Source organism: Stenotrophomonas sp. TWI587 (genome assembly GCF_039674145.1).
Lineage (GTDB): Bacteria > Pseudomonadota > Gammaproteobacteria > Xanthomonadales > Xanthomonadaceae > Stenotrophomonas > Stenotrophomonas maltophilia_AY.
On sequence record NZ_JBDJMW010000004.1, the window covers coordinates 154,453 to 176,954 of the forward strand.

Here is a 22,502-nt window from a genome sequence, read left to right on the forward strand (position 1 = left end):
CCAATCGAACTCTGCCGGCGGACTGGGTCGTAGAACATCTCGATGTGGTCGAAGAGCACCAATCGTCGCTGGTGAGCTGGCTGCGAAAAACCATGCGCTCATGGACCGCTCCTGAACTCGCGCACAAGATTTCCAGGGAAGCAGGCTCCTCCTTCCACGTACGGGGCTAAGGCTGCCCGCTCAGTGCACTCGAAGACATGATGCGCATCCGAACATTTCTGCGGAGGCAGATACATGGCCTTTTCTTGATGATGTCCCCCACTTTCACCTGAGACATTTCCTTGCAAGTTGGCTCCGCCTTTTCGGCCGCTCCCGAACGCACACATCGAAGCCTGTTGGTTTGAACTATTCGCAGCTGACAAGCAAGTTTTCCATCTTCAGAACCTGCTCAACTGGACCCAGATCAGGCGCCATGAACATCACATACATCGGCCCCTCCCTGTCACCCCGCTCATAGGCGAACAGTACTTTGTCCTGCTCATCGCTTGTCTCCCTGCCCAGCAGCTTGAACCCACCTCTTGCCGCTACGCCCCTCTTGATGACCCGGTGGGAGAAGCTTGGGTGACCGCCAATAAAGACATCAACAGTCAACCCTTCTGCCTTCAACTCACCCAGATCGAAGTCCGGGCCAGGCGCGGCAGGCAGGAAAGAAGTAGTGAGCGGAAGGTTTGCACAAACACGATAGCGCTCGCTGAGGGTAGTGACGCTTTGATCAGCGTGGCACCCAGAAAGAACCGCCAACGCTACCGCAACAAAGCACCTGGTTGAGTCCACAATCTGTAATCTCCTCGTTGACTGCCTTCGAAGTATTTCTGATTTTCTGCTCACTGACGGGAACAGTGAAGTCACACTCCAGGACCATATTCACTCGCGTTAAGCACGTACAGCAATTTTTCCGATTTCCGCCTGCCTACCAGCCATAGGTTATCTCGGCCCCCTCAGGCCCTACCGGGGTCATAATCCCCCCATGTCCATCGAACTCCGCCACCTGCGCTACTTCCTGGCCGTCGCCGAGACGCTGCACTTCGGCCGGGCGGCCGAGCGGCTGGGGATGTCGCAGCCGCCGCTCAGCCAGCAGATCCGTCAGCTGGAAACACTGCTCGGTGCGCGATTGTTCCTGCGCGCGAACCGTCGCGTGGAACTGACCGATGCCGGGCGCGTGCTGCAGGAGCAGGCGCGAGACGTGCTGGCCCGGGTGGATACCGCGATCGATCTGACCCAGCGCGCGCAGCGCGGGGAAACCGGTGAGCTACGCATCGGGCTGACCCGGGCCACGCCGCTGTCCACGCAGATCCCGCGCGCGATCTTCGCCTACCGCCAGCAGTTTCCGCAGGTGCAGTTGAAGCTGCGCGAGATGAATACCCTGCAGCAGATCGATGCGCTGATGGCCGGCGAACTGGATGTCGGGTTGATCCGCAAACGTGCCCTGCCCGCACCGCTGATGTCACGCAAACTGTTCAGTGATCCGCTCGCGCTGGTGGTGCACGACCAGCATCCGCTGGTACGTGAGTTGCCGGCCGATGCGGCGGTGGCGCTGCGTCTGTTCGCGCATGAGCCGTTCGTCGGGTTCCTGCGCGAGGTGGGTGCGGGCATCCACGATCATGTCATCGCGCTGTGCCGCAGCGCGGGGTTCACCCCGCGCATCGTGCAGGAGGCAGGCGAAGCCTCGACACTGATCAGCCTGGCGGCCTCGGGGTTGGGGGTAACGGTGCTGCCCGCCTCGTGCTGCCATATCCAGGTGGACGGTGCGCGCTTCGTCGCGCTCAGTGATCGCGCGGCCAGTTCGGAAGTGCACGTGGCCTGCCGCCGCGGTCCAGCGTCGCCGCTGATCGGTCACTTCACCCGGCTGCTGCAGGGCGTCAGCGGCTGAGCGCGAGCGCGGCGCTGGCCGGTTGCACGCGCTGGCCCAGACGCCAGGCGATCACGCCCCCGGCGAGGGTCAGCACGCCGACGAAGCCGCACACACCCAGCCAGTCCCAGCGCGTGTAGAACACGCCGCCGAGCACACCGGCCACGCTGGAGCCCAGGTAGTAGGCAAACAGGTACAGCGCGGACGCTTCGGCGCGCATCGCACCGGCGCGGCTGCCGACCCAGCTGCTGGCCACCGAGTGACCACCGAAGAAGCCGAAGGTCACCAGCGCGATGCCGACCGCCATGCAGCCCAGCCACGGCATCGCCAGCAGGACGATGCCCAGCGCGATCAGTCCATAGCAGATCGCCAGCACGCGGCTGCGGCCATGGCGGTTGGCCTGCTGCCCCATCCAGGCCGAGCTGAAGGTGCCGACCAGATACACGCTGAAGATCAGGCCGACGACGGTCTGGCTGAGGCCATACGGCGGCGCGAGCAAATGGAAGCCGAGATAGTTGTAGAGGGTGACGAACACGCCCATCAGCACGAACGCGGTGGCGAACAACCACGGCAACCCGGGATCGCCGAACAGGCTGCGCCAGCGCGAAGGCAGTTCGCGCAGGCCGCCACGGCGGCTATGGAAGTGGCGTGACGGCGGCAGTTGGATCCACAGCAGCACGGTACTGAGCAGTGCGATCAATGAGACCACGCCGATACCCCAGCGCCAGCCCCAATGGTCGGCCACGATACCTGCGATGAGACGGCCGCTCATGCCGCCGATCGCGTTGCCGCCGATGTACAGGCCCATCGCCAGGCCCAGCGCGCGGCTGTCCATTTCCTCGGCGAGGTAGGTCATGCCCACTGCCGGGACGCCACTGAGCGCGATGCCAAGCAGCGTGCGCAGCACCAACAGCGTGGTCCAGTCATCCACCATCGCGGTGGCGACAGACAACACGCTGGACGCCAGCAACGCCGCGATCATCACGCTGCGGCGGCCGATGCGGTCGGAGATCAATCCCGCGATCAGCATCGAGACCGCCAGCAGACCGGTGCTCAGCGACAGGGTCAACGCGCTGTTGGCCGCGGAGACACCGAAGTGGCGACTGAATTCCGGCAGCAGCGGCTGCACCGTGTAGAGCAGCCCGAAGGTGGAGAAACCGGCCAGGAACAGCGCGGCCGCCGTACGCCGGAAGGCCGGGGTGCCCTGCTGGATCTGATCGCCGGGCGCCGCTGCTGCGGTGATGCCCGAGGGGCTGCGGTCGGGGACCGCTGCGGTGTCGCCATTCATGCCGGTAAGGCCCGCGTGGACGGGCCGGAGGGAAAAGTCAGCGCTCAGGATAGGCAGCGCCTGCAGGTCGATCCATAACCTGAAATGTCTGAATCGAGACGTTTCAGATATCGATTCAGATGGCGATGGGAATTACAGCGTCTGCCAGGTCAGGCCTTCACCGCGCCGGTAGTAGACGTGCGAGGCCTTGCCGTACAACGCGCTGGCCTGTACCAGCCCGAAGAAGCGGCCGTCGGCACTGTTGCCGCGGTGGTCGCCGAGCATCAGCACCTGACCTGCGGGCACGGTCAAGCCGGTGATGTCCGGGCCACCGCCCTGGCCCAGATCCAGCTGAGCCAGATGCTGACCGAAGTCTTCGATCTCACCCACCCCGGCCTGCGCCAGCGGATGGCCGTTGATGCTCAGGTGACCGTCGTGCAGCTCGACCCGATCCCCGCCGACCGCCGCGATGCGCTTGATCAGCCGGGTGCCGTCCTGCGGTGAATCGAAGACCGCCACGTCACCGCGCTGCGGCTGGCCTGTGTGCAGCAGCTCCACCGAGGTGAACGGCAGGCGCACGCCGTAGGCACGCATGTCCACCACCACCCGGTCGCCCGGCATCAGCGTGTGCTGCATCGAGCCGCTGGGCACCTGGTAGTGGTTGGCCAAGGTGTCGCGCGCCGCCGCGAGCAGGCCGAGCATCACCAGCAGCGGCAGGGCCTCCTTCTTCAGCCAGCGCAGCAGTCGGTGGTCGGTGGGGGCAGCGGCGGCGGCAGGGGTGTCCATACGGGCGCTCCAGGAAGTGTGTGGCTGTGACCGGACAGACGGCAGGCAAGTTCCCTGCCCCGCGCTGAAAAAGCTACGCACTGTTTACGCCGCGCCCGCCCGGCCGGCATCGCGGTTTTACGGGGCGCAGCCGCATCGTGGCGACACCGCGCCGAAGGGCGCTTAGAAGAGACGCTCCATGACCATCCTGCTGATCCGGCATACACCGTCGAACGCCGTGCCGGACGCGTCGCCGCTGCCTGCGCGGGTCGCCGGACACCGCCTGGCCTGCCGCGACTGCGACTCCCTGCCGGCGCTGGTGCGCTGCCTGCAGCGTGCCCAGCGCAGCCGCCCGGCGCTGGTCCTGATCGCCACCGCGGCGGTGGATGCACCGCAGTGGGCGCGCTACGGCCAGGCACTGCGCACCGCGCTGGACGAGCTGCCGGCGCCCTACATCGAGATGGCCAGCAACGATGACGATGCGCTGGACGAGCACCTGCATCCGCAGCATGCCCCGGCCGCGCGGGTGGTGTGCAGCAGCGGCCCTCAGGACGCCTGCCGCCTGTCGTTGGCGATCGCCGCCCATCGCCTGCAGGCCGTGGAGGGCTGAGCCATGTCGATCTTCATCATCCGTGGGCCGGAAGCGGCCGGGCAGCTGATCCGTACGGCGCAGCCGCTGCCTCCGCTCGTTCTCAAATCCCTGGTGCACCGCGCGATCGATGCAGGCACCACGGTGGCGATCCGCGCCTGTGGCTCGGAGCAGGAACTGCTGGATGCCCTGCGCGTGGCCGACCACAGCCGCGGCGAAGTCACCCTGCTTGATCCCGGTGCCTGCGTGGACAGCGCGCGCCTGCAGCGGCTGCTGCCGCATCTGCACAACGCCTACGTGGAAGTGCACGACGACGATGCGCGCGCCCCGGAGGCGTGCCTGCCGGCGGATGTGGGCCAGCGCATCGGCGTGGCGCGCGGGTACTGCGCGCAGAGTTACATGCACGCGCTGGAGATCGCGCTGGATCACCTGGGGTGCAGTGAGATCGCCGAGGGCGTGCACGTGGGGACGTGATGCGCCGGGTCGGTGGGGCGGGCGCTGGGCCCCTATGCCCTTGGAGGCGAAATAAAGGGGGAGGAGGCGGCCGCAGGCCGACGCCGGAGGACATTCGCCGGAAAGGGCATAGGGGCCCAGTGCCCGGCCCAGCGGATCAGCAACCCAGAAAAAACGGCAGGGTCTCCCCTGCCGTTTTCGTTTCAGCGTGTACCGGTGGCAGGCGTACCGACCAACGGTCGGTACCTACCGGGATGCCGCGATTACTTCAGGCCACGGTTCACCAGCAGCGGTTCCACCGACGGATCCTTGCCGCGGAACTCGCGGTACAGATCGGCCAGCTCCACGCTGTTGCCGCGCGAGAGGATCTTGTCGCGGAACACCTGGCCGTTCTCCGGGGTCAGGCCACCATTTTCCTTGAACCACTCGAAGGCGTCATGGTCCAGCACTTCAGCCCAGAAGTAGGCGTAGTAGCCGGACGAATACCCGCCACCCCAGATGTGATCGAAGTAGCTGGTGCGGTAGCGCGGCGGCACCTGCGGCAGGTCGACCTTGAACTTCTTCAGCGCGGCCGCTTCAAACGGGGCGACGTCCTGCAGCTTGGCGTCGGCCGGCTGGGTGTGCCAGGCCAGGTCGAGCAGTGCCGCCGAGAGATACTCGGTGGTCGCATAGCCCTGGTTGAAGGTACGGGCCTTGAGGATCTTGTCGACCAGCGCCTGCGGCATCGGCTCGCCGGTCTTGTAGTTCTTGGCGTAGTTGGCGAACACCTTCGGGTCCAGCGCCCAATGCTCGTTGAACTGCGAGGGGAACTCGACGAAATCGCGCGAGGTGCTGGTACCGGCGATGGACGGGTACTTCACCTTCGAGAACATGCCGTGCAGCGCATGGCCGAACTCATGGAACATCGTGGTCACGTCATCGAAGCTCAGCAGCGCGGGCTGGCCGGCGGCGGGCTTGGTGAAGTTGCACACGTTGTAGACCACCGGCTTGGCACCGGTCAGGCCGTCCTGTTCGACGAACACATCCATCCAGGCGCCGCCGGACTTGCTGTCACGCTTGAAGTAGTCGGTGTAGAACAGGGCCAGCGAGGTGCCGTCCTTGTCGAACACTTCGTAGACCTTCATGTCCGGGTGGTAGGTCGGGATGTCGGTACGCGGCTTGAACGTGATGCCGTACAGCTGCGTGGCGGCGTAGAAGACGCCGTTCTGCAGCACGTTGTCCATCTCGAAGTACGGCTTGATCTGCGACTCGTCCAGGTCGTACTGCGCCTTGCGCACCTGTTCGGCGTAGAAGTCCCAATCCGAGGCAGCCAGCTTGAAGCCGCCCTTCTGCGCGTCGATCACCTTCTGCATTTCGCTGATCTCACCACGCGCCTTGGCGGTGGCGGCCGGCACGGTGTCGGTCAGCAGCTTGAGCGCGGCGGCCGGGGTCTTGGCCATCTGGTCGGCCAGGCTGTAGGCGGCGTAGTTCTCGAAGCCGAGCAGCTTGGCCTTCTGCGCACGCAGCTGGGCCAGGCGCTGGATGGTCTCGCGGGTGTCGTTGGCGTCGCCCTTTTCGGCGCGGGTTTCCGACGCCTTGAGCACGGCAGCGCGCTGCTCGCGGTCGCTCAGCGAGCCGAGCACCGGCTGCTGGGTGGTGTTCTGCAGCGGCAGCAGGTACTTGCCATCGAGGTTGCGGGCCTTGGCATCGGCGGCGGCGGTGTTGATCGCATCCTCGTCCAGGCCTGCCAGCTTGGCCTTGTCATCGACGACCACGGCACCGGCGGCGGTCGCAGCCACCAGGCGGGTGTGGAACTGCGTGGCCAGCGTGGTTTCTTCCACGTTGAGCTTGCGCAGCGAGGCCTTGTCGGCATCGTTCAACTGCGCACCGGCACGCACGAACTCCTGGTAATCACGTTCGACCAGGCGCTTCTGCACCGGGTCCAGGCCCAGCGCGTCGCGCTGGTCGTAGATGGTCTTGATGCGGGCGAACAGCTTCGGGTCGAGGTTGATCTCGTCCTGGTGCTCGGCCAGCTTCGGGGCGACTTCTTCCTGCACTTTCTGGCGTGCATCGTTGGTGTCGGCCTGGACCAGGCCGAAGAAGATGCGCGACACGCGGGTCAGGGTTTCGCCGCTGCGCTCCAGCGCTTCGATGGTGTTGTCGAAGGTGGCCGGCTCGGGGTTGTCGGCGATCTTGCGGACCTCGGCCAGGTGCTGCTTCATGCCTTCGTTGAAGGCCGGCAGGTAGTCACTGTCCTTGATCTTGTCGAACGGCGGCGCCTGGAACGGCAGCGTGCTGGCGCTCAACAGCGGGTTGGCGGACGCATCGGCCGGCTGCTGGGTCGGGGCGGGCTGGGTATCGGTCACGGGGGTGGACTCCTTGCCGGAACAGGCCGCCAGCGCCAGGCTGATGGCAGCGGCCAAAACTACGGTACGCGACATGAAACGGGCTCCTTGGATGAGGGCGCGGGACGGAAAATCCCGCAGCCGATCACCCTACTCCCAAAGCCCGCAGGCGGCATGTGCCGGTCGTGGCGCGTGGCTGTGCGGGCCGTGGGGGCTGCCCCGTCCGGCCCGCCCGGCGGCACTCAGACGGTGCCGCGGGTCTTGCCCTGCCAGGGGCGGTAGTACTCGCGGATCGCCGCCATGTCGGCCACGTCGTTGCCGGTGGGATGGAACAACGGGCCGATGCCGATGGTCTTTTCCGGGTAGTGGAAGTACGCGGCCAGCACCGGCACATCGGCCATGCGCGCGATCTTGAGGAAGCCGGCCTTCCAGTGCTGCACCGCCTTGCGCGTGCCCTCCGGGGTGATCGCGTACCACAGGCGGTCCGAGCCACGGATCAGGCTGACCGCCTGCTCCACGGTGCCCTGCGGCGAGCTGCGGTCCAGCGGGATGACGCCGAGCTTGCGCAGCAGCGGGCCCAGCGGCCACCAGAACAGCGAGGCCTTGCCCAGCACCTTGACCTGCATGCCCAGCGCGATCTTCGCCGCCATGCCCCAGAAGCCGTCCCAGTTGGACGAATGCGGGGCGATGATGAACACCACTTTGGGCACATCGGGCAGGGTGCCGGTCACTTTCCAGCCCCCCAGGCGCAGCGTGCAGCGGGCCAGCCAGCGGAGGAAGCGGTTCGGTTTGACCTGCGGCATGTTCGGCGGAACCACCGGCAACAACGGACTTCGGTTGTTCAAGCAATCACTCCCAATTGCGTGTGGTGCGCCCGCGCTTGATCTGCGCGCGCCCCTTTTTGGCGTCCAGACGACGCAGTTTCGACCCGTAGGTCGGCTTGGTGGCCACGCGTGCCTTGGGCACGCTCAGCCCCGCCTGGATGAAGGCGGCCAGTCGATCGCGCGCGTCCTCGCGGTTACGGTCCTGGGTACGGAAACGCTGTGCATCGATGACCAGCACGCCTTCGCCGGTCATGCGCCGGTCGCGGCGGGCCAGCAGGCGCGCGCGCAACGGCTCGGGCAACGAAGGCGAGCCGGCCACATCGAAGCGCAGTTCGACGGCGGTGGAGACCTTGTTGACGTTTTGGCCACCGGCACCGCTGGCGCGCACGAACCGCTCGACGAGTTCCGTATCCGGAATCGTCAGGTGCGCGCTGATGGTGACTGGCCCGTTGCCCATGGGCCGCATTGTAAGGGGAGGACCGTCGGCTGGGTGACTGCAACGTGCGTGGATGTCGCCGATAACGTCCGCAAATACGGTCTGATGACGCCATCGCGGGTATTCTCCGGACTCCACGCAACGCAGGATGCTTCGCAATGTCCCTGATCCGACCGATGGCCCGCCGCGGCCTGACCCGCCTCACTCTGGCCCTGGCGCTGGGCCTGGCCGCGATCGCGCCGGCCATGGCTGCACCGCCGTCGGATGCCGACATCAACCGGCTGCTCGCCGCCTCGCGCGCGCAGAGCATGCTTGACACGATGCTGCCGCAGATCGAGGCGATGCAGCGCCAGCAGTTCCAGCAGGTGGCGCAGCAGCGTCAGCTGGACGCGACGCAGCAGGCGCAGCTGCAGCGGATCGAGCAGCGGACCAGCCAGACGGTGCGTCAGGCGCTGTCCTGGAAGGAGCTGCGGCCGATGTATGTGGATCTGTACAAGCAGACCTTCAGCAAGGAAGACGTGCTGGCGATGGCGGAGTTCTATGAGAGCTCGGCGGGCCAGAGCCTGTTGGACAAGACGCCGGCGCTGATGCAGAACGTGATGGTGGCGATCCAGGCCAAGATGCAGCCGCTGTTCGTGGATCTGCAGAAGGACCTGGAGGCGATCGTCAATGAGCCGGCGCCGGCGGCCGCGCCTGCGAAGAAATAAACGGTAGAGCCGACCGCTGGCCGGCTATCGCACGTCCCAGCCGAACAGATCCATCGCCTTGCGGAATTCGCCGTCCACCGGTGCGCTGATATCCATCGGCGTGCCGTCCGGATGCGGGAAGCGCAGGCGCTCGGCGTGCAGGAGCATGCGGTGGATGCCCTGCATGCGGAAGCTGCGGTTGTGACGGCCGTCGCCGTGGCTGGTGTCGCCGATCAGGTGATGCGAGAGGTGCTTGAGGTGGCGGCGGATCTGGCGGAAGCGGCCGGTCTGCGGCTGGCAGCGCAGCAGGGCGTAGCGTGAGGTCTCGAACTCGCCCATCGGGATGGCGATCTCGCCCACGGCGACGCGCTGGAAGTGGGTGATCGCCTGCTTCTTGACCGGCTTGCCGGGGCCGCCATCGAGGTCGTGGTCGACGGTGAAGGCCTCGTCGGCCGGCCAGCCCCGGCAGATCGCGAGGTAATCCTTGGTGACGTCGCCGCCCATCAGTGATTTGCCGAGCACGCTGGCGCTTTCGCGATCGAACGCGAGCAGCAGGCAGCCGCTGGTGGCGCGATCCAGACGGTGGACGAGGAAAATCGGCTTGCCGAGCTGCTCGCGCAGGCGGTCGGCGAGGAAGTCGTCTTCGCCCCGGGCGAGCTTGCTGTCGTGGACCATCAGCCCGGCAGGCTTGTTGACCACGGCAAGCTGGTCGTCCAGGTGCAGCAGTTGCAGGGGCGGAAGCGCCGCTGGCGCCTCGGCGATGGCCTCGGCCTGCAGCTCGATCGCACTCATCGGCGCCACCAGGCACTGGCCAGCGAGAACACGCCCGCCGCGCCAGTCACCCAGCTCCACACCGGGGCATCGCCGAAGTACCAGCCACCCGGCTGCAGGCCGTACAGCACCGCAGCGACGATCATCAGGCCGACGCCGGCGATCGCGGCCACCGCGCGCTTCTGCAGTTTCTGCACGCTGACGTTCAGCGCCGCCAGATCGCGCGAGCGCATCGACAGTTCGTGATCACCTTCCACCTGCTGGCGCAGCCAGGCATGCACCAGACGCGGCATGTCCGGCGTATGCGTCATGATTTCAGGCAGGCGCTTGCGCACTTCCTTGAGTACGCGGCGCGGGCTGTAACGCTCGCGCAGGATGCGTTCCAGCACCGGCCGCGCGACCGCCCAGATATCCAGCTCGGGATCGAGCTGACGGCCGACACCTTCGATATTGAGCAGGGTCTTCTGCAGCAGGATCAGCTGCGGCTGCAACGTGAGCTCATAACGCTGGGCCACGCGGAACAGCTTGATCAGCACCTCGGCCAGCGAGATCTGCGACAGCGGGCGGGTGAAATAGGGCTCGCACACCGAACGCGCGGCCGCTTCGAGTTCATCGATGCGCACGTTGTTGGGCATCCAGCCGGCTTCCACATGCAGCGCGGCCATGCGCCGATAGTCCTTGTTGAAGATGGCCATGAAGTTCTCGGCCAGGTAGTACTGATCTTCTTCGGACAGCTGGCCCATGATGCCGAAATCCAGCGCGATGAAGCGCGGGTTGTCGCGGCGCGCCGGATCGGTGTCGACCCAGATGTTGCCGGCGTGCGCATCGGCGTGGAAGAAGTTGTCGCGGAACACCTGGGTGTAGAACACCCGCACGCCCTTGGCGGCCAGCGCCTTGCGGTCGATGCCGGCCTTGTCCAGCGCGACGATGTCATCCGACGGAATGCCCCACACGCGCTCCAGGGTCAGCGCGCGCTCGGCGGTATGGCTCCAGATCACTTCCGGTACGTACAGATCGTCCGAGTCGATCCAGTTGCGGCGCAGCACGCTGGCATTGGCACCTTCGCGCTGCAGATCCAGTTCGGCGGCCAGGGTGTTTTCGACCTCGGCGACCACTTCGCGTGGGCGGATCTTGTCAGCGCGCGGGTGGGCGCGTTCGATCAGTGCGGCGGCAGATTTGAGCAGCGCGATGTCCGCGTCGATCTGCTTTTCGATGTCCGGGCGCAGCACCTTGACCACCACCTGGCGGCCATCGGCGAGCGTGGCCGCGTGCACCTGCGCGATCGAGGCCGAGGCCAGCGGCTGCAGATCGAAGCTGGCGAAGGCTTCGCTGACCGGGCGGCCGAGCGCACGTTCGACGATGGCCTGCGCGGCGGCGCCATCGAACGGCTTGACCCGGTCCTGCAGCAGGGTGAGTTCGTTGGCGACGTCGGCGGGGATCAGGTCACGGCGGGTGGAGAGGATCTGGCCGAACTTGACGAAGATCGGGCCAAGGTCCTGCAGCGCCAGGCGCAGACGCGCGCCGCGCGACTGTGCGGCGATGTCGGCCGAGGCACGTGGCACGAACGGCTTGGCCAGGCGCAGCCAGCGTTCGGCCGGGGTGCCCTGGAGCAGATCGTCGAGGCGGTAGCGCAGGATGATGCGGCCGATGCGGCTGGCCCGGAAGATCGCCTTCATGCGCCCACCTGCCGCAGGCGCTGGACGCGCACGGCCATGCGTTCAACGTCGTCGCGCATTACGTCCACATCGTCGTGGAAGGCATCCAGTTCTGCTCGGGGTACCACGTCGCGCGACTCCTCGGTGACAAATTCAGCGGCGCTGTGCGCCAGGTCGGACGCGCCGCGGCGCGCATGCTGCAGTGCCGAGCGCAGGGTGTTGGCGATCTGCACGCCCATCACCTCGCCGAACACGCGCACGAACGGCTGCTGCCAGTCCGGATCGAAACGGGTCGCCAGCTGCTGCAGGCGGCGGGCCAGCTCGGCATCGCCGGAGACCTTGACCCGCCCGGCCGGCGCATCACCACCACGGCGTGCATTGGCCAGGAAGGGCAGCTGGGCCAACACCCCGCCCAGCGTGCTGCGCACGGCCAGGTCCGGCTCCTGCTGCGGATCGACCGGGCCGACCGTGAGGCGCTCACCGTCCACCCCGATCCGCATCGCCAACGCAGGCGATTCCAGGGTCAGGGCGATGTGGCGGCCATCCAGCGCGGCCAGCGCGCGGCGGGTGTCCGGGTCCAGCGCCAGCGCGCGGTTGAGCGTGAGCTGCAGCGCATTGCCAGCCAGCGGCTTGAGGGAAGAGAGCAGGGAACGGGCCATCACCGCATTCTACCGTGCCCCCTTGAACGGCGGGCGTGCGCAGGCATCACGCGCTGCACGTTTTGCCATGCACCGCGCGCCGGTCCATCCTGTGTGGTTCCAGAAGACGCAGGAGCGGCAACAGGCATGGGCAAGACCCGGGTAGGCATCATATTCGGCGGCCGTTCGGCCGAGCACGAGGTCTCGCTGCAGTCGGCGAAGAACATCCTCGATGCGCTGGACAAGGACCGCTTCGAGGTCAGCCTGATCGGCATCGACAAACAGGGCCAGTGGCACGTGAGCGACCCGCGCGACTTCCTGCTCAATGCCGGCGACCCGGCACGGATCGCACTGCACCGCTCGGGCAATGCGGTGGCGGTGCGGCCGGGCCTGGAGCGCCAGCAGCTGGTTCCGACCGATCCGGCCACCGCACTGGAGCAGATCGACGTGGTGTTCCCGATCGTGCACGGCACGCTGGGCGAGGACGGCTCGCTGCAGGGCCTGCTGCGTATGGCCAACCTGCCCTTCGTGGGCTCGGGCGTGCTGGGCTCGGCAGTGGCGATGGACAAGGACGTGGCCAAGCGCCTGCTGCGCGATGCCGGGCTGGCGGTGGCGCCGTTCGCCTGCTTCAACCGGTTCACTGCGGCCCGGGCCGATTACACCGCGCTGGTCGCCGCGCTGGGCACGCCGCTGTTCGTGAAGCCGGCCAACCAGGGCTCCTCGGTGGGTGTGAGCAAGGTGCGCAACGAGGCGGACTTCCATATCGCCCTCGCGCTGGCGCTGTCGTTCGATCACAAAGCGCTGGTGGAAGCGGCGATCGACGGCCGCGAGATCGAGTGCGCGGTGCTCGGCAATGAACACCCCGAAGCCAGCGTCTGTGGCGAGGTGGTCGTGCACGATGATTTCTATTCGTACGACACCAAGTACATCAGTGAGACCGGTGCCGACATCGTGGTGCCGGCGGCCATCACCGATGAGGAGCAGTCCCGTATCCGGGAGATCGCCGTGCAGGCCTACCAGGCACTGGAGTGTGCCGGCCTGGCACGCGTGGATGTGTTCCTGACCGCGGCTGGCGAGGTGGTGATCAACGAGATCAACACGCTGCCCGGCTTCACCCGCATCAGCATGTACCCGAAGCTGTGGGCGGCCAGTGGGCTGGATTACACCGCGCTGATCACGCGGCTGCTGGAACTGGCACTGGACCGCCATGCCCACGAGCGCGAGCTTCAAAGCTCCATCGCAACGACGGCCTGAACATCGTTGCCGATGTCAGGCCGTCATGGTTTCCGCAGCGCGTCCCACACCGGAGAGAGGTGGCGCGGGACGCGCCGGACACTAGGTCCGCTTGCGGAACATCGAGACCACAGCCAGGATCAGGAAAACGACGAACAGGATCCAGGCGACGTTGCTGGCGGCGCCGGCAATGCCCGAGAAACCAAGCACCGCCGCGATGATGGCGATGACAAAAAAGATGACGGCGTAATGCAGCATGTCGACCCTCGCGTTGATGCGTGCCGGAGTTGGCGTGGGGCCATGTTCACCAACCTGCGGTGTTCAGGGAGTGATGGAATCCTGTGCGTTCGATGAAGATGCCAGCAGGGCGAGCCCTTCTTCGATGCTGACCACGGGTACATAACCGAAATCGCGGCGAGCCGGTTCCATGCTGTACCAGTGCGGGGTGCACAGCTGCTCGGCGAGGAAACGGGTCATCGGCGGCTCGCCGCGCAGGCGCAGCAGCGGCCACAGCCGTTCGCAGACCGCGCCGATCCGGTACGCCGCCTTGAAGCTGATCGACTTCGTCACCGGCGGGGCATCCACCGCGGCCAGCAGCTTGTTGAGCAGCTCGCGCATCGGCAGCGGCTCGCCGTTGGAAATGAAGTAGGCCTTGCCGGCGCAGGCCGCGCCCGGGGCCAGGTGGTCCAGGGCCAGGAAGTGGGCCAGCGCGGCGTTGTCGATGTAGGTGGTGTCCACCTTGTTCTGCCCATCTCCGACGAAGCGCAGGCGGCCGGCGCGGGCGCGCTCGGCCAGGCGCGGCACCAGCTGCTGGTCGCCCGGGCCCCAGATCAAGCGGGGCCGCAGCGCCACCGTGGCCAGCTGCGCATCGTTGGCCGCCAGCACGCGCTGCTCGGCGATGGCCTTGGTGGCCGCGTACGGCGCCTGGAAGTTCTCGCCATACGGCACTTCGTCCGCACCCAGGCCTTCGACCGGATGGGTGGCCCGATGGGTCACGCTGGGCGTGGAGGTGTAGACCAGCTTGCCCACGCCGTGTGCGCGGCAGGCGGCGATCACGTTGTCGGTGCCGAGCACATTGGCCTGGTGATAGCTGTCATAGCTGCCCCAGGCGCCGGCCTTGGCCCCGTTGTGGAAGACCGCATCGACCCCGGCCACCGCGTGCAGCACCGCCTGCGCATCGGCCAGATCACCGCGGATCTGGCCCACACCCATCGCCTGCAGTGCGGGGTAGTGGCCGCGGTTGAACGCCAGCACCTGATGACCGCGTGCGATCAGCCCCTTGCACAGGGCCTGGCCGAGGAAGCCACCGCCGCCGGTAACGAGGATCTTCATGCGTGCTGCTCCAGTTGCGCGGTGGCCCAGACCGTGAGCTTCTCGCGGCCAATCTTGGCGTTGTGGCGGATGTCGACCGGGAAGCCCGGGTGCGGCAGGAAATGCTCGATGCGCGCGGTGTGCGCGTGTGCGGCCGCTTCACGGCGCAGGCGCTCGACCAGGGCGGGCGAATCGATGGTGCCTGGCTGCAGTTCGTAGCACAGCACCGGCCGCTGCCGGCCCGGCGCACCCACGCCGACCAGCGCGGTGCGGGCGATGCCGTCCAGCGCGTTGAACACCGGCTCGACCTGCTCGGTGTACAGCGGCCCCTGCGCGGTTTCCACGCGCTGGGTCTTGCGCCCACAGAACCACAGCCGGCCCTGCGCGTCGAAGTAGCCGACATCGCCCATCCGGTGCACGACCCGCGTGCTGCCGTCGGCCAGGGTTTCGGTGATCTTCGCTGCGGCGGTGGCCTGCGGACGGTTGAAGTAGCTGTCGGTGGCGGTCGGGCCGGCCACGGTGATCTCGCCCACCTCGCCGGCGGCCAGCACGCGTGCCTGCGACCAACCCGGCAGCGGCGCGTCATCGATGGCGATGATGCGTACGTCGTTCGGCGCGACCACACGGCCGACGCACGTACCCGCGCCGGCCTCCGTGGCCTGGCGGGTGTTCTCCAGCTCGCGACCTTCGATCACCGCCACCGGCAGGCACTCGGTGGCACCGTAGGGGGTCCAGAACTGGGCGTCGTCGGGCAGCAGGCGGCGGATCCGCGCGACCACGTCCGGCGGCACCGGTGCCCCGGCCGAGGTCACCCGGCGCACGCCGGGCAGCGGCTGGCCGTGATCGGCCAGCACCCGCATCAGCGCCGGCGAGCCGAACAGCTGGGTGACACCAAAGCGGTTGATCGCGTCATGCAGCTTGCGCGGATCGGCCTGGGCCGGCCGGGTCGGATCCATGTCCGGGATTACCGAGGTCAGCCCCAGCGCCGGATCAAACAGCGCGAACGGCGGGAAGGTCGGCAGGTCGACCCCACCCGGCTCCATCCCGAAGGCGGCGCGCAGCAGTTCGACCTGGCCCACGAAATGACGGTGGCGGTAGACCACGCCCTTGGGCACGCCGGTGGAGCCGCTGGTGAACAGGATCGCGGCGACGTCCTCGCCATCGGTCGGGGCCAGCGCAGGCGCCACCGTGGCGCCCTGGGCTTCCAGCCGGGCCAGGGTGGTGCCACCCCAGCCCCAGCGGCGGCCAACGGTCACCAGCAGGCGTGCAGAGCGGCACCAGCGCAGCGCCAGGCGCGCCACGTGGGCCAGGCCGATGCCGATGAAGGCCTCCGGCTGGGCCTCGTCCAGGCATTGTTTCAGCGCGCGCCTGTCGATGCCCGGGTCGACCAGCACCGGCACCGCGCCGGTCTTGAACAGCGCGAACATCAGCAGGAAGAACTCCGGCGAGGGCCGCACCATCACCACCGCGCGCACGCCGCGGCCGATGCCGTGCGCGGCCAGACCGGCCGCCATCGCGTCGCTGCGGGCGTTGAGGGTGCGGTAATCCAGGGTGACGTCGTAGCGCGCCATGCCGCCGGGCCCGGGCGTGCCGGGGCAGCGGATGGCGATCTGGTCGGGGCGTTCACGGGCCAGCTCGGGCAGGCGCGCGGCGATGTTGATGGCGCTGTTCATCCGTTCATTGTCGCCGCTGTAGAAAAATCTTGCGCGCCGGCCGGTGGCGTGGAAAATTCGCGCCCTTCCCTCCTGCTTCGCTGCCGCCCAAGGCCGGTGCCCCATGCCCCATCCCTGCCTCACCTGCGGCGCCTGCTGCACCCAATACCGTGTGGCCTTCCACTGGATGGAATCGGACGAGGTCACCCCCGGTGGCGTCCCGCACGAGCTGACCCAGGTGCTGGACCCGCACCGGCTGTGCATGCGCGGCACCCTCTCCAAGCCGGTGTACTGCGTGGCGCTGGATGCGGAGATCGGCGTGTATTCGCGCTGCAGCATCCATCCCAACCGCCCCAGCGTGTGCCGTGAGGTGGATGCCTCGTGGGAGTACGGCAAGGCCAGCCCCCAGTGCGACAAAGCGCGCGTGGCGCACGGCATGCCGGCGTTGACCCTGGGCGACTGGCGCTGGCGGGACGAGGCGGGCAATGACGATGATCATCCCGATGACAACGGCAATTCGCCGGCGCCGCCGCAGGCACCGATCGCGGCGTAAAGATCGGCATGGGCAGGTGACGACCGCTGGTCGTCACCCCGATCAGATCGGGTTCGCGTCCAGAAACGCGCGGATCTTCGGCACCAGCACCTCGTGCTTGTCTTCCAGCACGTAATGCCCGGCATCTTCAAAGGCATGCACCTGCGCCTGCGGCAGTGCAGCCTGGAAGCCCTTCAGGAAATGGTGGTCGAACACGAAATCGCGCAGGCCCCAGCCGATGAAGGCGGGGCGGTCGGCGTAGCTGGGCAGGGTCTGGCCGGAACGCTCCAGCAGCGACCAGGCCTTGTCGGCCGGTGACAGCGGGATGTCCTGCATGAAGCGGATGGTGCTGATGCGGTTGGCATAGCTGTTGTACGGCGACACATAGGCGCGGCGCACCTCGGCCGGCATCTTCCGCTCCACGCCCAGCCACGAGGCACCGGACGAGAAGGCGTTGAAGGTGCGGATGATCCACTCACCCACCTTCCAGTGGCGGCCCAGCGCGATCTGCCACGGCATCTTCTTCGCGGCCGGCATCGGGAACGCGGCGGTGTTGAGCACCACCAGGCGTTTGACCTGCGCGTGGTGCGACAGCGCCCAGCCGAAGCCGATCATGCCGCCCCAGTCGTGCACGGCCAGGGTCACCGGGCCGGTGATGCCCAGGTGCGCGAGCAGCGCGTCCAGGTCATCCACGCGCGACTGCAGGGTGTACTCGTAGTGCGCGTCATCGGGCTTGTCCGACAGGCCCATGCCGATATGATCCGGCACGATGCAGCGGTATCTGTCCGACAAGCCGGCCACCAGGGTGCGCCAGTAATAGCTCCACGATGGATTGCCGTGGACCATCACCACCACCTCGCCATCGCGCGGGCCTTCGTCGAGATAGTTCATCGACAGGCCGGGGCGCACCTCGAAGCGGTGCGGATGGGCGGGGTAACCGGGCAGCTGGGGCATGCAAACGCACCTGTGAAAAGGGCCGGCAGAACCGGCCCTTGATGTTCAATTCCAACGCCGCAGCAGCCTGCGGCGACTGGTTTACCAGACCACTTCGGCCATCGAGCAGTTCAGGCCCGAGCCGATGCCGAGCAGCGCGATGCGATCGCCCTTCTTCAGCTTGCCCAGCTGCTTGAGCTTGCTCAGCACGATCGGCACCGAGGCCGGGCCGATGTTGCCGTGCTCGCCGAAGATCGTCATCACCTTCTTCGGGTCGATGCCGAAGTTCTTGATGAAGGCGGCGGTGTGCGGCTGGCTGACCTGGTGGATCACGAACTGGTCCAGTTCCTCCACGGCCCAGCCCAGTGCTTCACGGGCAGCCACGAAGGTCTTCTGTGCCAGCTTGATGCCTTCGATCAGCAGCATGCGGGTGTCGGTGACCATGCGGTCCAGGTTGCCGCGGCACAGCTGGTTCCACTCGGTGGCCGAGCGGGTCACGCCACCACGGTAACGCGGGGCATCGGGCACCAGCTCGGTGCGCGCCATGACCATCGCCGCGGCACCGCAGCCCAGGGTCAGGGCGGCCATCTCGTTGCGGAAGTCATCGGCGGTCACGCCCGGCAGGGCCATGCGCTCGAGGGTCTTCTCGTACACCAGGTTGGCGGTTTCACCGTCGACGATCAGCGCGTAGTCGATCTCGCCGCGTTCGAGCATGCGGGCGGCGATGTCCATGCCGTTGATGAAGGCCAGGCAGGCATTGGCGACGTCGAAGGTCATGCATTCGTCGCCGACCCCGAGGTTGCCCGAGACGATGCTGGCCGTGGACGGCTCCAGATAGTCGCGGCTGACCGAGGTGTTGACCAGCAGGCCGATCTTGTCGGCGCCGATCCCGGCGTCTTCCAGTGCTTTGCGGGCGGCCAGCGTGGCGGCGTCGGAGGCCAGCATGTCGGCATCCCACAGGCGGCGGGCGTGGATGCCCGCGATATCGCCGAGCACATCGGTACGGATGCCAAGGCGATCCAGCGTCGGCTTCAGCCGCTCGTTGATTTCCTTGGACGTCAGCGTGTGCGGCGCGTCGATGTGCGCCAGGCCGGCGATCGAGACATTCTTGAAGAGCATCAGTTAGCGCCAAGGCTCAGGCGAAGGGGGCGCTATTGTAAGCCGGCACGGGTTTCACCGCACCTTTACGAATTCACGCCCGGGCGTATGGTCCGGGCGTGGGGTGAAGGGTTCAGCGTGGCGGGCACTGGAAGGCCAGGAAACGCTGGCTGCCATCGGCGGGCAGGCCCGAGGCCTGCACGGCATTGGCACCGGCGCTGGGCGCCTCGTTGCGGGCCAGGGTTTCCAGCTCTTCCTGCACGCGCAGCGGGTTGCGGTTATAGAAGCCGACCTTGCTCTTCACGGTGACCACCACCTCACCCTTGCTCTGGCAGCCGCTCGGCGCGGGGCCGGCCGGCAGCACGCGGACCGTCTTGCCGGAGGACTCGATCGGCACCCAGGTGCAGGCGGAAACGCTGAGGATCAGGGCGGACAGAAGCAGAATGCGCATGGACAAGGCCTGGCTGGAATACGTAAGGGAGTGTGCGGGAAACAACTGAATCGGGGGTGATCAGGTGCCGGGGAATCCCCCTGGCACCTGATGGGCTGGCCGGCGCGATTGCCGGCCAGCGGCCGACATTACCGGGCCTTGGGCGCCGCGGCCGGAGCAGCCGGCGTCTGGACCGCCTTGCCTTCGGCATCGATCACCTGCACCTGGCCGAGGTTGAGCGCGCGCACCGGGGCCTCGGTCTGCTTGAGGTCACCCACCACCACCCAGGTCAGGGTCTTCGGGTCCAGCGTGGCCGCGGCCTGCTGCACCTGCGCCGGGGTCATCGCCTCGATCTCGGCCTTGCGCTTGAACACATAGTCGTCCGGGCGCTGGTACCGCACGATGCCGCTGATGGTGCCCATCACGGCACTGGCGGTCTCGTAGGCGCCGGGCAGGCTGAGGTTCTGGATGTTGCGGATGCGCGCCACTTCGGCCGGCGTGGCCGGCTTGGCCCCGCTGGCGAACTCGGCGATCTCCTTCTGCATCTCCTGCATGGACTCGGCGGTCTTGTCGATCTGCACGGGTGCGCGGGCGCCCCACGGGCGCTGGCCCAGGGTGTTGCTGGCGCTGCTGCCGGCACCGTAGGACCAGTGCTTCTGCTCACGCAGGTTCATGTTCAGGCGTGAGGTGAAGTCGCCGCCGAGCACGCCGTTGGCGATATCGAAGCGGGTCGAGCCGGGGTCCTTGGACGAGGGGACCACCTGGCTGGCGAACAGGTTGGCCTGCACCGCGCCCGGCTGATCGATCAGATACACCCGGGCCTGCGTCGGACGTGCGACGTCCACCGGCGCCTTGACCTGTGGCGCGGGGCCTTCAGCCTTCCAGTTGCCAAGCTGGCGTTCCAGCAACGGTACGATTTCCTTCAGCGTGGTGTCGCCGACCACGATCAGCGTGCCCTGCTCCGGGCGCAGCCAATCACGGTGGAAGTCCACCAGGTCTTCGCGGGTCATGGACTGGATGTCCACTTCATTGCCGCTGCCGGTGAACGGGATCGCGTATGGATGGCCCGCGCCGTACAGCAGCGTCGGCATCACGCGCATCGCAACCGCGCTGGGGTTGACCTTCTCCTGCTGGATGCCGGCGATCCAGGTCGCCTTGACCCGATCGATCTCGCCTTGATCGAAGCGCGGCTGGCGCAGCATGTCGGCATACAGCGCCAGCGACGGGGCCAGGTTTTCCTTCAGTGCGGACAGATACACGCTGGTGCTGTCCAGCGAGGCGGAGGCATCGAGCTTGGCGCCCAGTGCGTCGGCCGCGTCGGCGAACGGCAGCGCGCCGAGCTTGCCGGCACCTTCGGTGAGCAGGCCCATGGTGAAGTTGGCCGTGCCGGACTTGCGGCCCTGGTCGGCGGTGAAGCCGCCCGGGAATTCGTAGCTGAACTGCACGACCGGAATGTCATGACGCTCGGCCAGGATCACCTGGGTGCCGTTCTTCAGTGTGGCGCGGTGCAGCTCCGGGAACTTCAGGTCCGGGAAGGTCTTGGTCTGCGGCACGCCGGTGCTGCGGTCGACCTGCTTGGCCAAGGTCGTGAAGCTGGGATCCACCGCGGGCACGGTGAACGGCTTGGGCGTTTCCGACGGCAGTTCGGCCAAGGCGACACGCGCGCCCGGTTCGACCACGATGGTGTGGTCGCCGACGCCCAGCCACTTGGCGCCGACATCACGCACCTGCGCAGCGGTGGCCGCATCGATGGTGGCCAATGACTTGCGGAAGCAGCCCGGGTCACCTTCGTACACGGTGCACTCGGCCAGCGCGTCGGCCTTGCCGCCGAACCCGCCGATGCGCTCGATGCCGCGGATGAAGCCGGCACGGAAGGCGGTCTTGCCGCGGCTCAGCTCATCGGCGGTCGGACCGTCCTTGGCCAGGCGCTTGATCTCTTCATCGATGATCGCCTCGACCTTGGCCGGGTCCACGCCCTGCTTGACGCTGGCCATGATCACGAAGTTCGAGCCCAGCTGCGAGCTGTAGGCGCCGGCGCTGATGTTGTCCACCAGCTTGTCCTGGTGCAGCAGGCGCTGATCCAGACGCGAGGACTTCGCACCGCCGAGGACCTGCGCGAACAACTGCAGCTGGTCGATGTCGGTGGTGCCGACCTGGGCGACGTTCCAGGCACGGTAGATGCGCGCCTGCGGCACCTTGTCGGTCATCACCTCACGCGTGCTCTTCTCACGCTTGGCCACGTCCACCTTCGGCTGGGCCATGCTCGGGCCAGCCGGGATGTCGCCGAAGTACTTGGCGACTTTTTCCTTCGCCGTGGCCAGGTCGATGTCGCCGGCCAGCACCAGCACCGCGTTGTTCGGGCCGTACCAGGTGCGGAACCAGGTCTTCACGTCGTCCAGCGAGGCGGCGTTGAGATCGTTCATCGAGCCGATCACGCTGTGGTGATACGGGTGCCCTGCCGGGTACATCGCGCGGGTCAGCTTTTCCCAGACCTGGCCATAGGGCTGGTTCTCGCCCTGGCGCTTCTCGTTCTGGACCACGCCGCGCTGTTCGTCCAGGGCGGCCTGGTCGATCGCACCGAGCAGATGGCCCATGCGGTCGGACTCCATCCACAGCGCCATGTCCAGCGCGGTGGTGGGCACGTTCTCGAAGTAGTTGGTGCGGTCGGTATTGGTGGTGCCGTTCTGGCCGGTCACGCCGACCTGCTTGAAGGGCTCGAAATACTCGCCGTCGTGGTTCTCGCTGCCCTGGAACATCAGGTGTTCGAACAGGTGCGCAAAGCCGGTGCGGCCGGCGGGCTCGTCCTTGCTGCCCACGTGGTACCAGATGTTGACGGCCACGATCGGCGCCTTGCGGTCGGTGTGCACCACCACGCGCAGGCCGTTGGGCAGGGTGAACTGCTCGAACGGAATGTCGACCTTGGCCACCGTGGCCGGCTTGGCCAGGACCGGTGCGGGCGCCAGTGAGCCCAGTGCGGCGGAGAGCGCGACAGCCAGCAGCGCAGCACGCGGTCGAAGTTGGACGGTCATTCCGGTTCCTTGGTCATGAAAGTGAAG

22 protein-coding genes are annotated in these 22,502 nt (G+C 67.1%); 6 read left to right on the forward strand and 16 right to left on the reverse strand.

The features are described from left to right. Positions 1–345: 345 nt before the first annotated feature. On the reverse strand, positions 346–849 hold the full coding sequence (locus ABE464_RS08300; RefSeq protein WP_346471552.1) for a hypothetical protein: 504 nt from the start codon (positions 847–849) through the stop codon (positions 346–348). A 118-nt stretch (positions 850–967) separates the two neighbouring features. Here ABE464_RS08300 and ABE464_RS08305 point away from each other — a divergent pair, with 118 nt between their 5' ends. After that, positions 968–1,870: a LysR substrate-binding domain-containing protein gene (locus tag ABE464_RS08305; protein WP_346471553.1), complete on the forward strand. Its 903-nt coding sequence runs from the start codon at positions 968–970 to the stop codon at positions 1,868–1,870. Here ABE464_RS08305 and ABE464_RS08310 read toward each other — a convergent pair. Together ABE464_RS08310 and lepB are read right to left on the reverse strand one after the other, a co-directional pair. Next, positions 1,860–3,137 (reverse strand): MFS transporter, encoded by a 1,278-nt coding sequence (locus ABE464_RS08310; RefSeq protein WP_346471554.1) that lies wholly within the window; start codon positions 3,135–3,137, stop codon positions 1,860–1,862. The two genes, ABE464_RS08305 and ABE464_RS08310, sit on opposite strands and share 11 nt — an antisense overlap. A gap of 132 nt (positions 3,138–3,269) precedes the next feature. Then, positions 3,270–3,902: a signal peptidase I gene (gene lepB / locus ABE464_RS08315; protein WP_346471555.1), complete on the reverse strand. Its 633-nt coding sequence runs from the start codon at positions 3,900–3,902 to the stop codon at positions 3,270–3,272. A gap of 178 nt (positions 3,903–4,080) precedes the next feature. On the opposite strand from lepB, the gene ABE464_RS08320 reads away from it, so the two are divergent. Further along, positions 4,081–4,491 carry a hypothetical protein gene (locus ABE464_RS08320; protein ID WP_346471556.1) on the forward strand — a complete coding sequence of 137 codons (411 nt, stop codon included), beginning with the start codon at positions 4,081–4,083 and terminating at the stop codon, positions 4,489–4,491. Positions 4,492–4,494: 3 nt separating this feature from the next. Then, positions 4,495–4,944, forward strand: a complete 450-nt coding sequence (locus ABE464_RS08325; RefSeq protein WP_019184864.1) for a 3-dehydroquinate dehydratase — start codon at positions 4,495–4,497, stop codon at positions 4,942–4,944. 242 nt (positions 4,945–5,186) lie between these two features. Here ABE464_RS08325 and dcp read toward each other — a convergent pair whose 3' ends face one another. The 3 genes from dcp to arfB all read right to left on the reverse strand — a co-directional run bounded on the left by dcp (position 5,187) and on the right by arfB (position 8,528). After that, on the reverse strand, positions 5,187–7,343 hold the full coding sequence (dcp, locus tag ABE464_RS08330; RefSeq protein WP_046272277.1) for a peptidyl-dipeptidase Dcp: 2,157 nt from the start codon (positions 7,341–7,343) through the stop codon (positions 5,187–5,189). A 146-nt stretch (positions 7,344–7,489) separates the two neighbouring features. Beyond that, positions 7,490–8,050 (reverse strand): lysophospholipid acyltransferase family protein, encoded by a 561-nt coding sequence (locus ABE464_RS08335; protein ID WP_259260783.1) that lies wholly within the window; start codon positions 8,048–8,050, stop codon positions 7,490–7,492. Between the two features lie 46 nt (positions 8,051–8,096). Beyond that, positions 8,097–8,528 (reverse strand): alternative ribosome rescue aminoacyl-tRNA hydrolase ArfB, encoded by a 432-nt coding sequence (gene arfB / locus ABE464_RS08340; RefSeq protein ID WP_121044396.1) that lies wholly within the window; start codon positions 8,526–8,528, stop codon positions 8,097–8,099. Between the two features lie 137 nt (positions 8,529–8,665). Here arfB and ABE464_RS08345 point away from each other — a divergent pair, with 137 nt between their 5' ends. Then, the gene (locus ABE464_RS08345) at positions 8,666–9,214 is read left to right on the forward strand and encodes a DUF2059 domain-containing protein (protein WP_346471557.1); all 549 of its coding nucleotides are present in this window, start codon (positions 8,666–8,668) and stop codon (positions 9,212–9,214) included. Positions 9,215–9,238: 24 nt separating this feature from the next. Here the strand turns inward: ABE464_RS08345 and ABE464_RS08350 are convergent, their stop codons facing one another. From ABE464_RS08350 to ABE464_RS08360, 3 genes are read right to left on the reverse strand one after another with little or no spacing between them, the layout of a single operon-like run. After that, positions 9,239–9,985, reverse strand: a complete 747-nt coding sequence (locus ABE464_RS08350; protein WP_346471558.1) for a pseudouridine synthase — start codon at positions 9,983–9,985, stop codon at positions 9,239–9,241. After that, positions 9,982–11,640 carry a ubiquinone biosynthesis regulatory protein kinase UbiB gene (ubiB, locus tag ABE464_RS08355; protein ID WP_259260576.1) on the reverse strand — a complete coding sequence of 553 codons (1,659 nt, stop codon included), beginning with the start codon at positions 11,638–11,640 and terminating at the stop codon, positions 9,982–9,984. The genes ABE464_RS08350 and ubiB overlap by 4 nt, the downstream gene beginning before the upstream one ends. Next, a complete protein-coding gene (locus ABE464_RS08360; RefSeq protein ID WP_123731073.1) occupies positions 11,637–12,278 on the reverse strand; it encodes an SCP2 sterol-binding domain-containing protein in 642 nt (213 codons plus the stop codon). The genes ubiB and ABE464_RS08360 overlap by 4 nt, the downstream gene beginning before the upstream one ends. 126 nt (positions 12,279–12,404) lie before the next feature. On the opposite strand from ABE464_RS08360, the gene ddlA reads away from it, so the two are divergent. Then, a complete protein-coding gene (ddlA, locus tag ABE464_RS08365; protein ID WP_346471559.1) occupies positions 12,405–13,511 on the forward strand; it encodes a D-alanine--D-alanine ligase in 1,107 nt (368 codons plus the stop codon). An 81-nt stretch (positions 13,512–13,592) separates the two neighbouring features. On the opposite strand, the gene ABE464_RS08370 is transcribed toward ddlA, so the two are convergent. The 3 genes from ABE464_RS08370 to oleC form a co-directional block, all read right to left on the reverse strand. After that, the gene (locus ABE464_RS08370; protein WP_019184873.1) at positions 13,593–13,748 is read right to left on the reverse strand and encodes a DUF1328 domain-containing protein; all 156 of its coding nucleotides are present in this window, start codon (positions 13,746–13,748) and stop codon (positions 13,593–13,595) included. A gap of 63 nt (positions 13,749–13,811) precedes the next feature. Continuing rightward, the gene (gene oleD, locus ABE464_RS08375; RefSeq protein WP_346471560.1) at positions 13,812–14,822 is read right to left on the reverse strand and encodes a 2-alkyl-3-oxoalkanoate reductase; all 1,011 of its coding nucleotides are present in this window, start codon (positions 14,820–14,822) and stop codon (positions 13,812–13,814) included. Continuing rightward, complete coding sequence (gene oleC, locus ABE464_RS08380; protein WP_346471561.1) at positions 14,819–16,474, reverse strand: olefin beta-lactone synthetase; 1,656 nt, start codon at positions 16,472–16,474, stop codon at positions 14,819–14,821. The genes oleD and oleC overlap by 4 nt, the downstream gene beginning before the upstream one ends. Before the next feature lie 103 nt (positions 16,475–16,577). Between oleC and ABE464_RS08385 the strand changes: the two genes are divergently transcribed. Beyond that, on the forward strand, positions 16,578–17,006 hold the full coding sequence (locus ABE464_RS08385) for a YkgJ family cysteine cluster protein (protein WP_346471562.1): 429 nt from the start codon (positions 16,578–16,580) through the stop codon (positions 17,004–17,006). A gap of 42 nt (positions 17,007–17,048) precedes the next feature. Here ABE464_RS08385 and ABE464_RS08390 read toward each other — a convergent pair whose 3' ends face one another. The 4 genes from ABE464_RS08390 to ABE464_RS08405 all read right to left on the reverse strand — a co-directional run bounded on the left by ABE464_RS08390 (position 17,049) and on the right by ABE464_RS08405 (position 22,475). Next, complete coding sequence (locus tag ABE464_RS08390) at positions 17,049–17,939, reverse strand: alpha/beta fold hydrolase (RefSeq protein WP_346471563.1); 891 nt, start codon at positions 17,937–17,939, stop codon at positions 17,049–17,051. An 81-nt stretch (positions 17,940–18,020) separates the two neighbouring features. Further along, positions 18,021–19,037 carry a 3-oxoacyl-ACP synthase III gene (locus ABE464_RS08395; protein ID WP_019184878.1) on the reverse strand — a complete coding sequence of 339 codons (1,017 nt, stop codon included), beginning with the start codon at positions 19,035–19,037 and terminating at the stop codon, positions 18,021–18,023. Positions 19,038–19,149: 112 nt separating this feature from the next. After that, positions 19,150–19,467 (reverse strand): DUF4156 domain-containing protein, encoded by a 318-nt coding sequence (locus ABE464_RS08400; RefSeq protein WP_088434811.1) that lies wholly within the window; start codon positions 19,465–19,467, stop codon positions 19,150–19,152. 128 nt (positions 19,468–19,595) lie between these two features. After that, positions 19,596–22,475, reverse strand: a complete 2,880-nt coding sequence (locus ABE464_RS08405; protein ID WP_346471564.1) for a pitrilysin family protein — start codon at positions 22,473–22,475, stop codon at positions 19,596–19,598. Positions 22,476–22,502: the final 27 nt, after the last annotated feature.

What these genes read in the sequence shown, in the direction of transcription:
- ABE464_RS08335 (WP_259260783.1), bottom strand. Translation starts at nt 8,050, where the DNA reads ATGCCGCAGGTCAAACCGAACCGCTTCCTCCGCTGGCTGGCCCGCTGC.
- ubiB (WP_259260576.1), bottom strand. Translation starts at nt 11,640, where the DNA reads ATGAAGGCGATCTTCCGGGCCAGCCGCATCGGCCGCATCATCCTGCGC.
- oleC (WP_346471561.1), bottom strand. Translation starts at nt 16,474, where the DNA reads ATGAACAGCGCCATCAACATCGCCGCGCGCCTGCCCGAGCTGGCCCGT.
- ABE464_RS08405 (WP_346471564.1), bottom strand. Translation starts at nt 22,475, where the DNA reads ATGACCGTCCAACTTCGACCGCGTGCTGCGCTGCTGGCTGTCGCGCTC.
- ABE464_RS08390 (WP_346471563.1), bottom strand. Translation starts at nt 17,939, where the DNA reads ATGCCCCAGCTGCCCGGTTACCCCGCCCATCCGCACCGCTTCGAGGTG.
- ABE464_RS08325 (WP_019184864.1), top strand. Translation starts at nt 4,495, where the DNA reads ATGTCGATCTTCATCATCCGTGGGCCGGAAGCGGCCGGGCAGCTGATC.
- lepB (WP_346471555.1), bottom strand. Translation starts at nt 3,902, where the DNA reads ATGGACACCCCTGCCGCCGCCGCTGCCCCCACCGACCACCGACTGCTG.
- ABE464_RS08320 (WP_346471556.1), top strand. Translation starts at nt 4,081, where the DNA reads ATGACCATCCTGCTGATCCGGCATACACCGTCGAACGCCGTGCCGGAC.
- oleD (WP_346471560.1), bottom strand. Translation starts at nt 14,822, where the DNA reads ATGAAGATCCTCGTTACCGGCGGCGGTGGCTTCCTCGGCCAGGCCCTG.
- ABE464_RS08400 (WP_088434811.1), bottom strand. Translation starts at nt 19,467, where the DNA reads ATGCGCATTCTGCTTCTGTCCGCCCTGATCCTCAGCGTTTCCGCCTGC.
- ABE464_RS08360 (WP_123731073.1), bottom strand. Translation starts at nt 12,278, where the DNA reads ATGGCCCGTTCCCTGCTCTCTTCCCTCAAGCCGCTGGCTGGCAATGCG.
- arfB (WP_121044396.1), bottom strand. Translation starts at nt 8,528, where the DNA reads ATGGGCAACGGGCCAGTCACCATCAGCGCGCACCTGACGATTCCGGAT.
- ABE464_RS08310 (WP_346471554.1), bottom strand. Translation starts at nt 3,137, where the DNA reads ATGAATGGCGACACCGCAGCGGTCCCCGACCGCAGCCCCTCGGGCATC.
- ABE464_RS08385 (WP_346471562.1), top strand. Translation starts at nt 16,578, where the DNA reads ATGCCCCATCCCTGCCTCACCTGCGGCGCCTGCTGCACCCAATACCGT.
- ABE464_RS08395 (WP_019184878.1), bottom strand. Translation starts at nt 19,037, where the DNA reads ATGCTCTTCAAGAATGTCTCGATCGCCGGCCTGGCGCACATCGACGCG.
- ABE464_RS08345 (WP_346471557.1), top strand. Translation starts at nt 8,666, where the DNA reads ATGTCCCTGATCCGACCGATGGCCCGCCGCGGCCTGACCCGCCTCACT.
- ABE464_RS08370 (WP_019184873.1), bottom strand. Translation starts at nt 13,748, where the DNA reads ATGCTGCATTACGCCGTCATCTTTTTTGTCATCGCCATCATCGCGGCG.
- ABE464_RS08350 (WP_346471558.1), bottom strand. Translation starts at nt 9,985, where the DNA reads ATGAGTGCGATCGAGCTGCAGGCCGAGGCCATCGCCGAGGCGCCAGCG.
- dcp (WP_046272277.1), bottom strand. Translation starts at nt 7,343, where the DNA reads ATGTCGCGTACCGTAGTTTTGGCCGCTGCCATCAGCCTGGCGCTGGCG.
- ABE464_RS08305 (WP_346471553.1), top strand. Translation starts at nt 968, where the DNA reads ATGTCCATCGAACTCCGCCACCTGCGCTACTTCCTGGCCGTCGCCGAG.
- ddlA (WP_346471559.1), top strand. Translation starts at nt 12,405, where the DNA reads ATGGGCAAGACCCGGGTAGGCATCATATTCGGCGGCCGTTCGGCCGAG.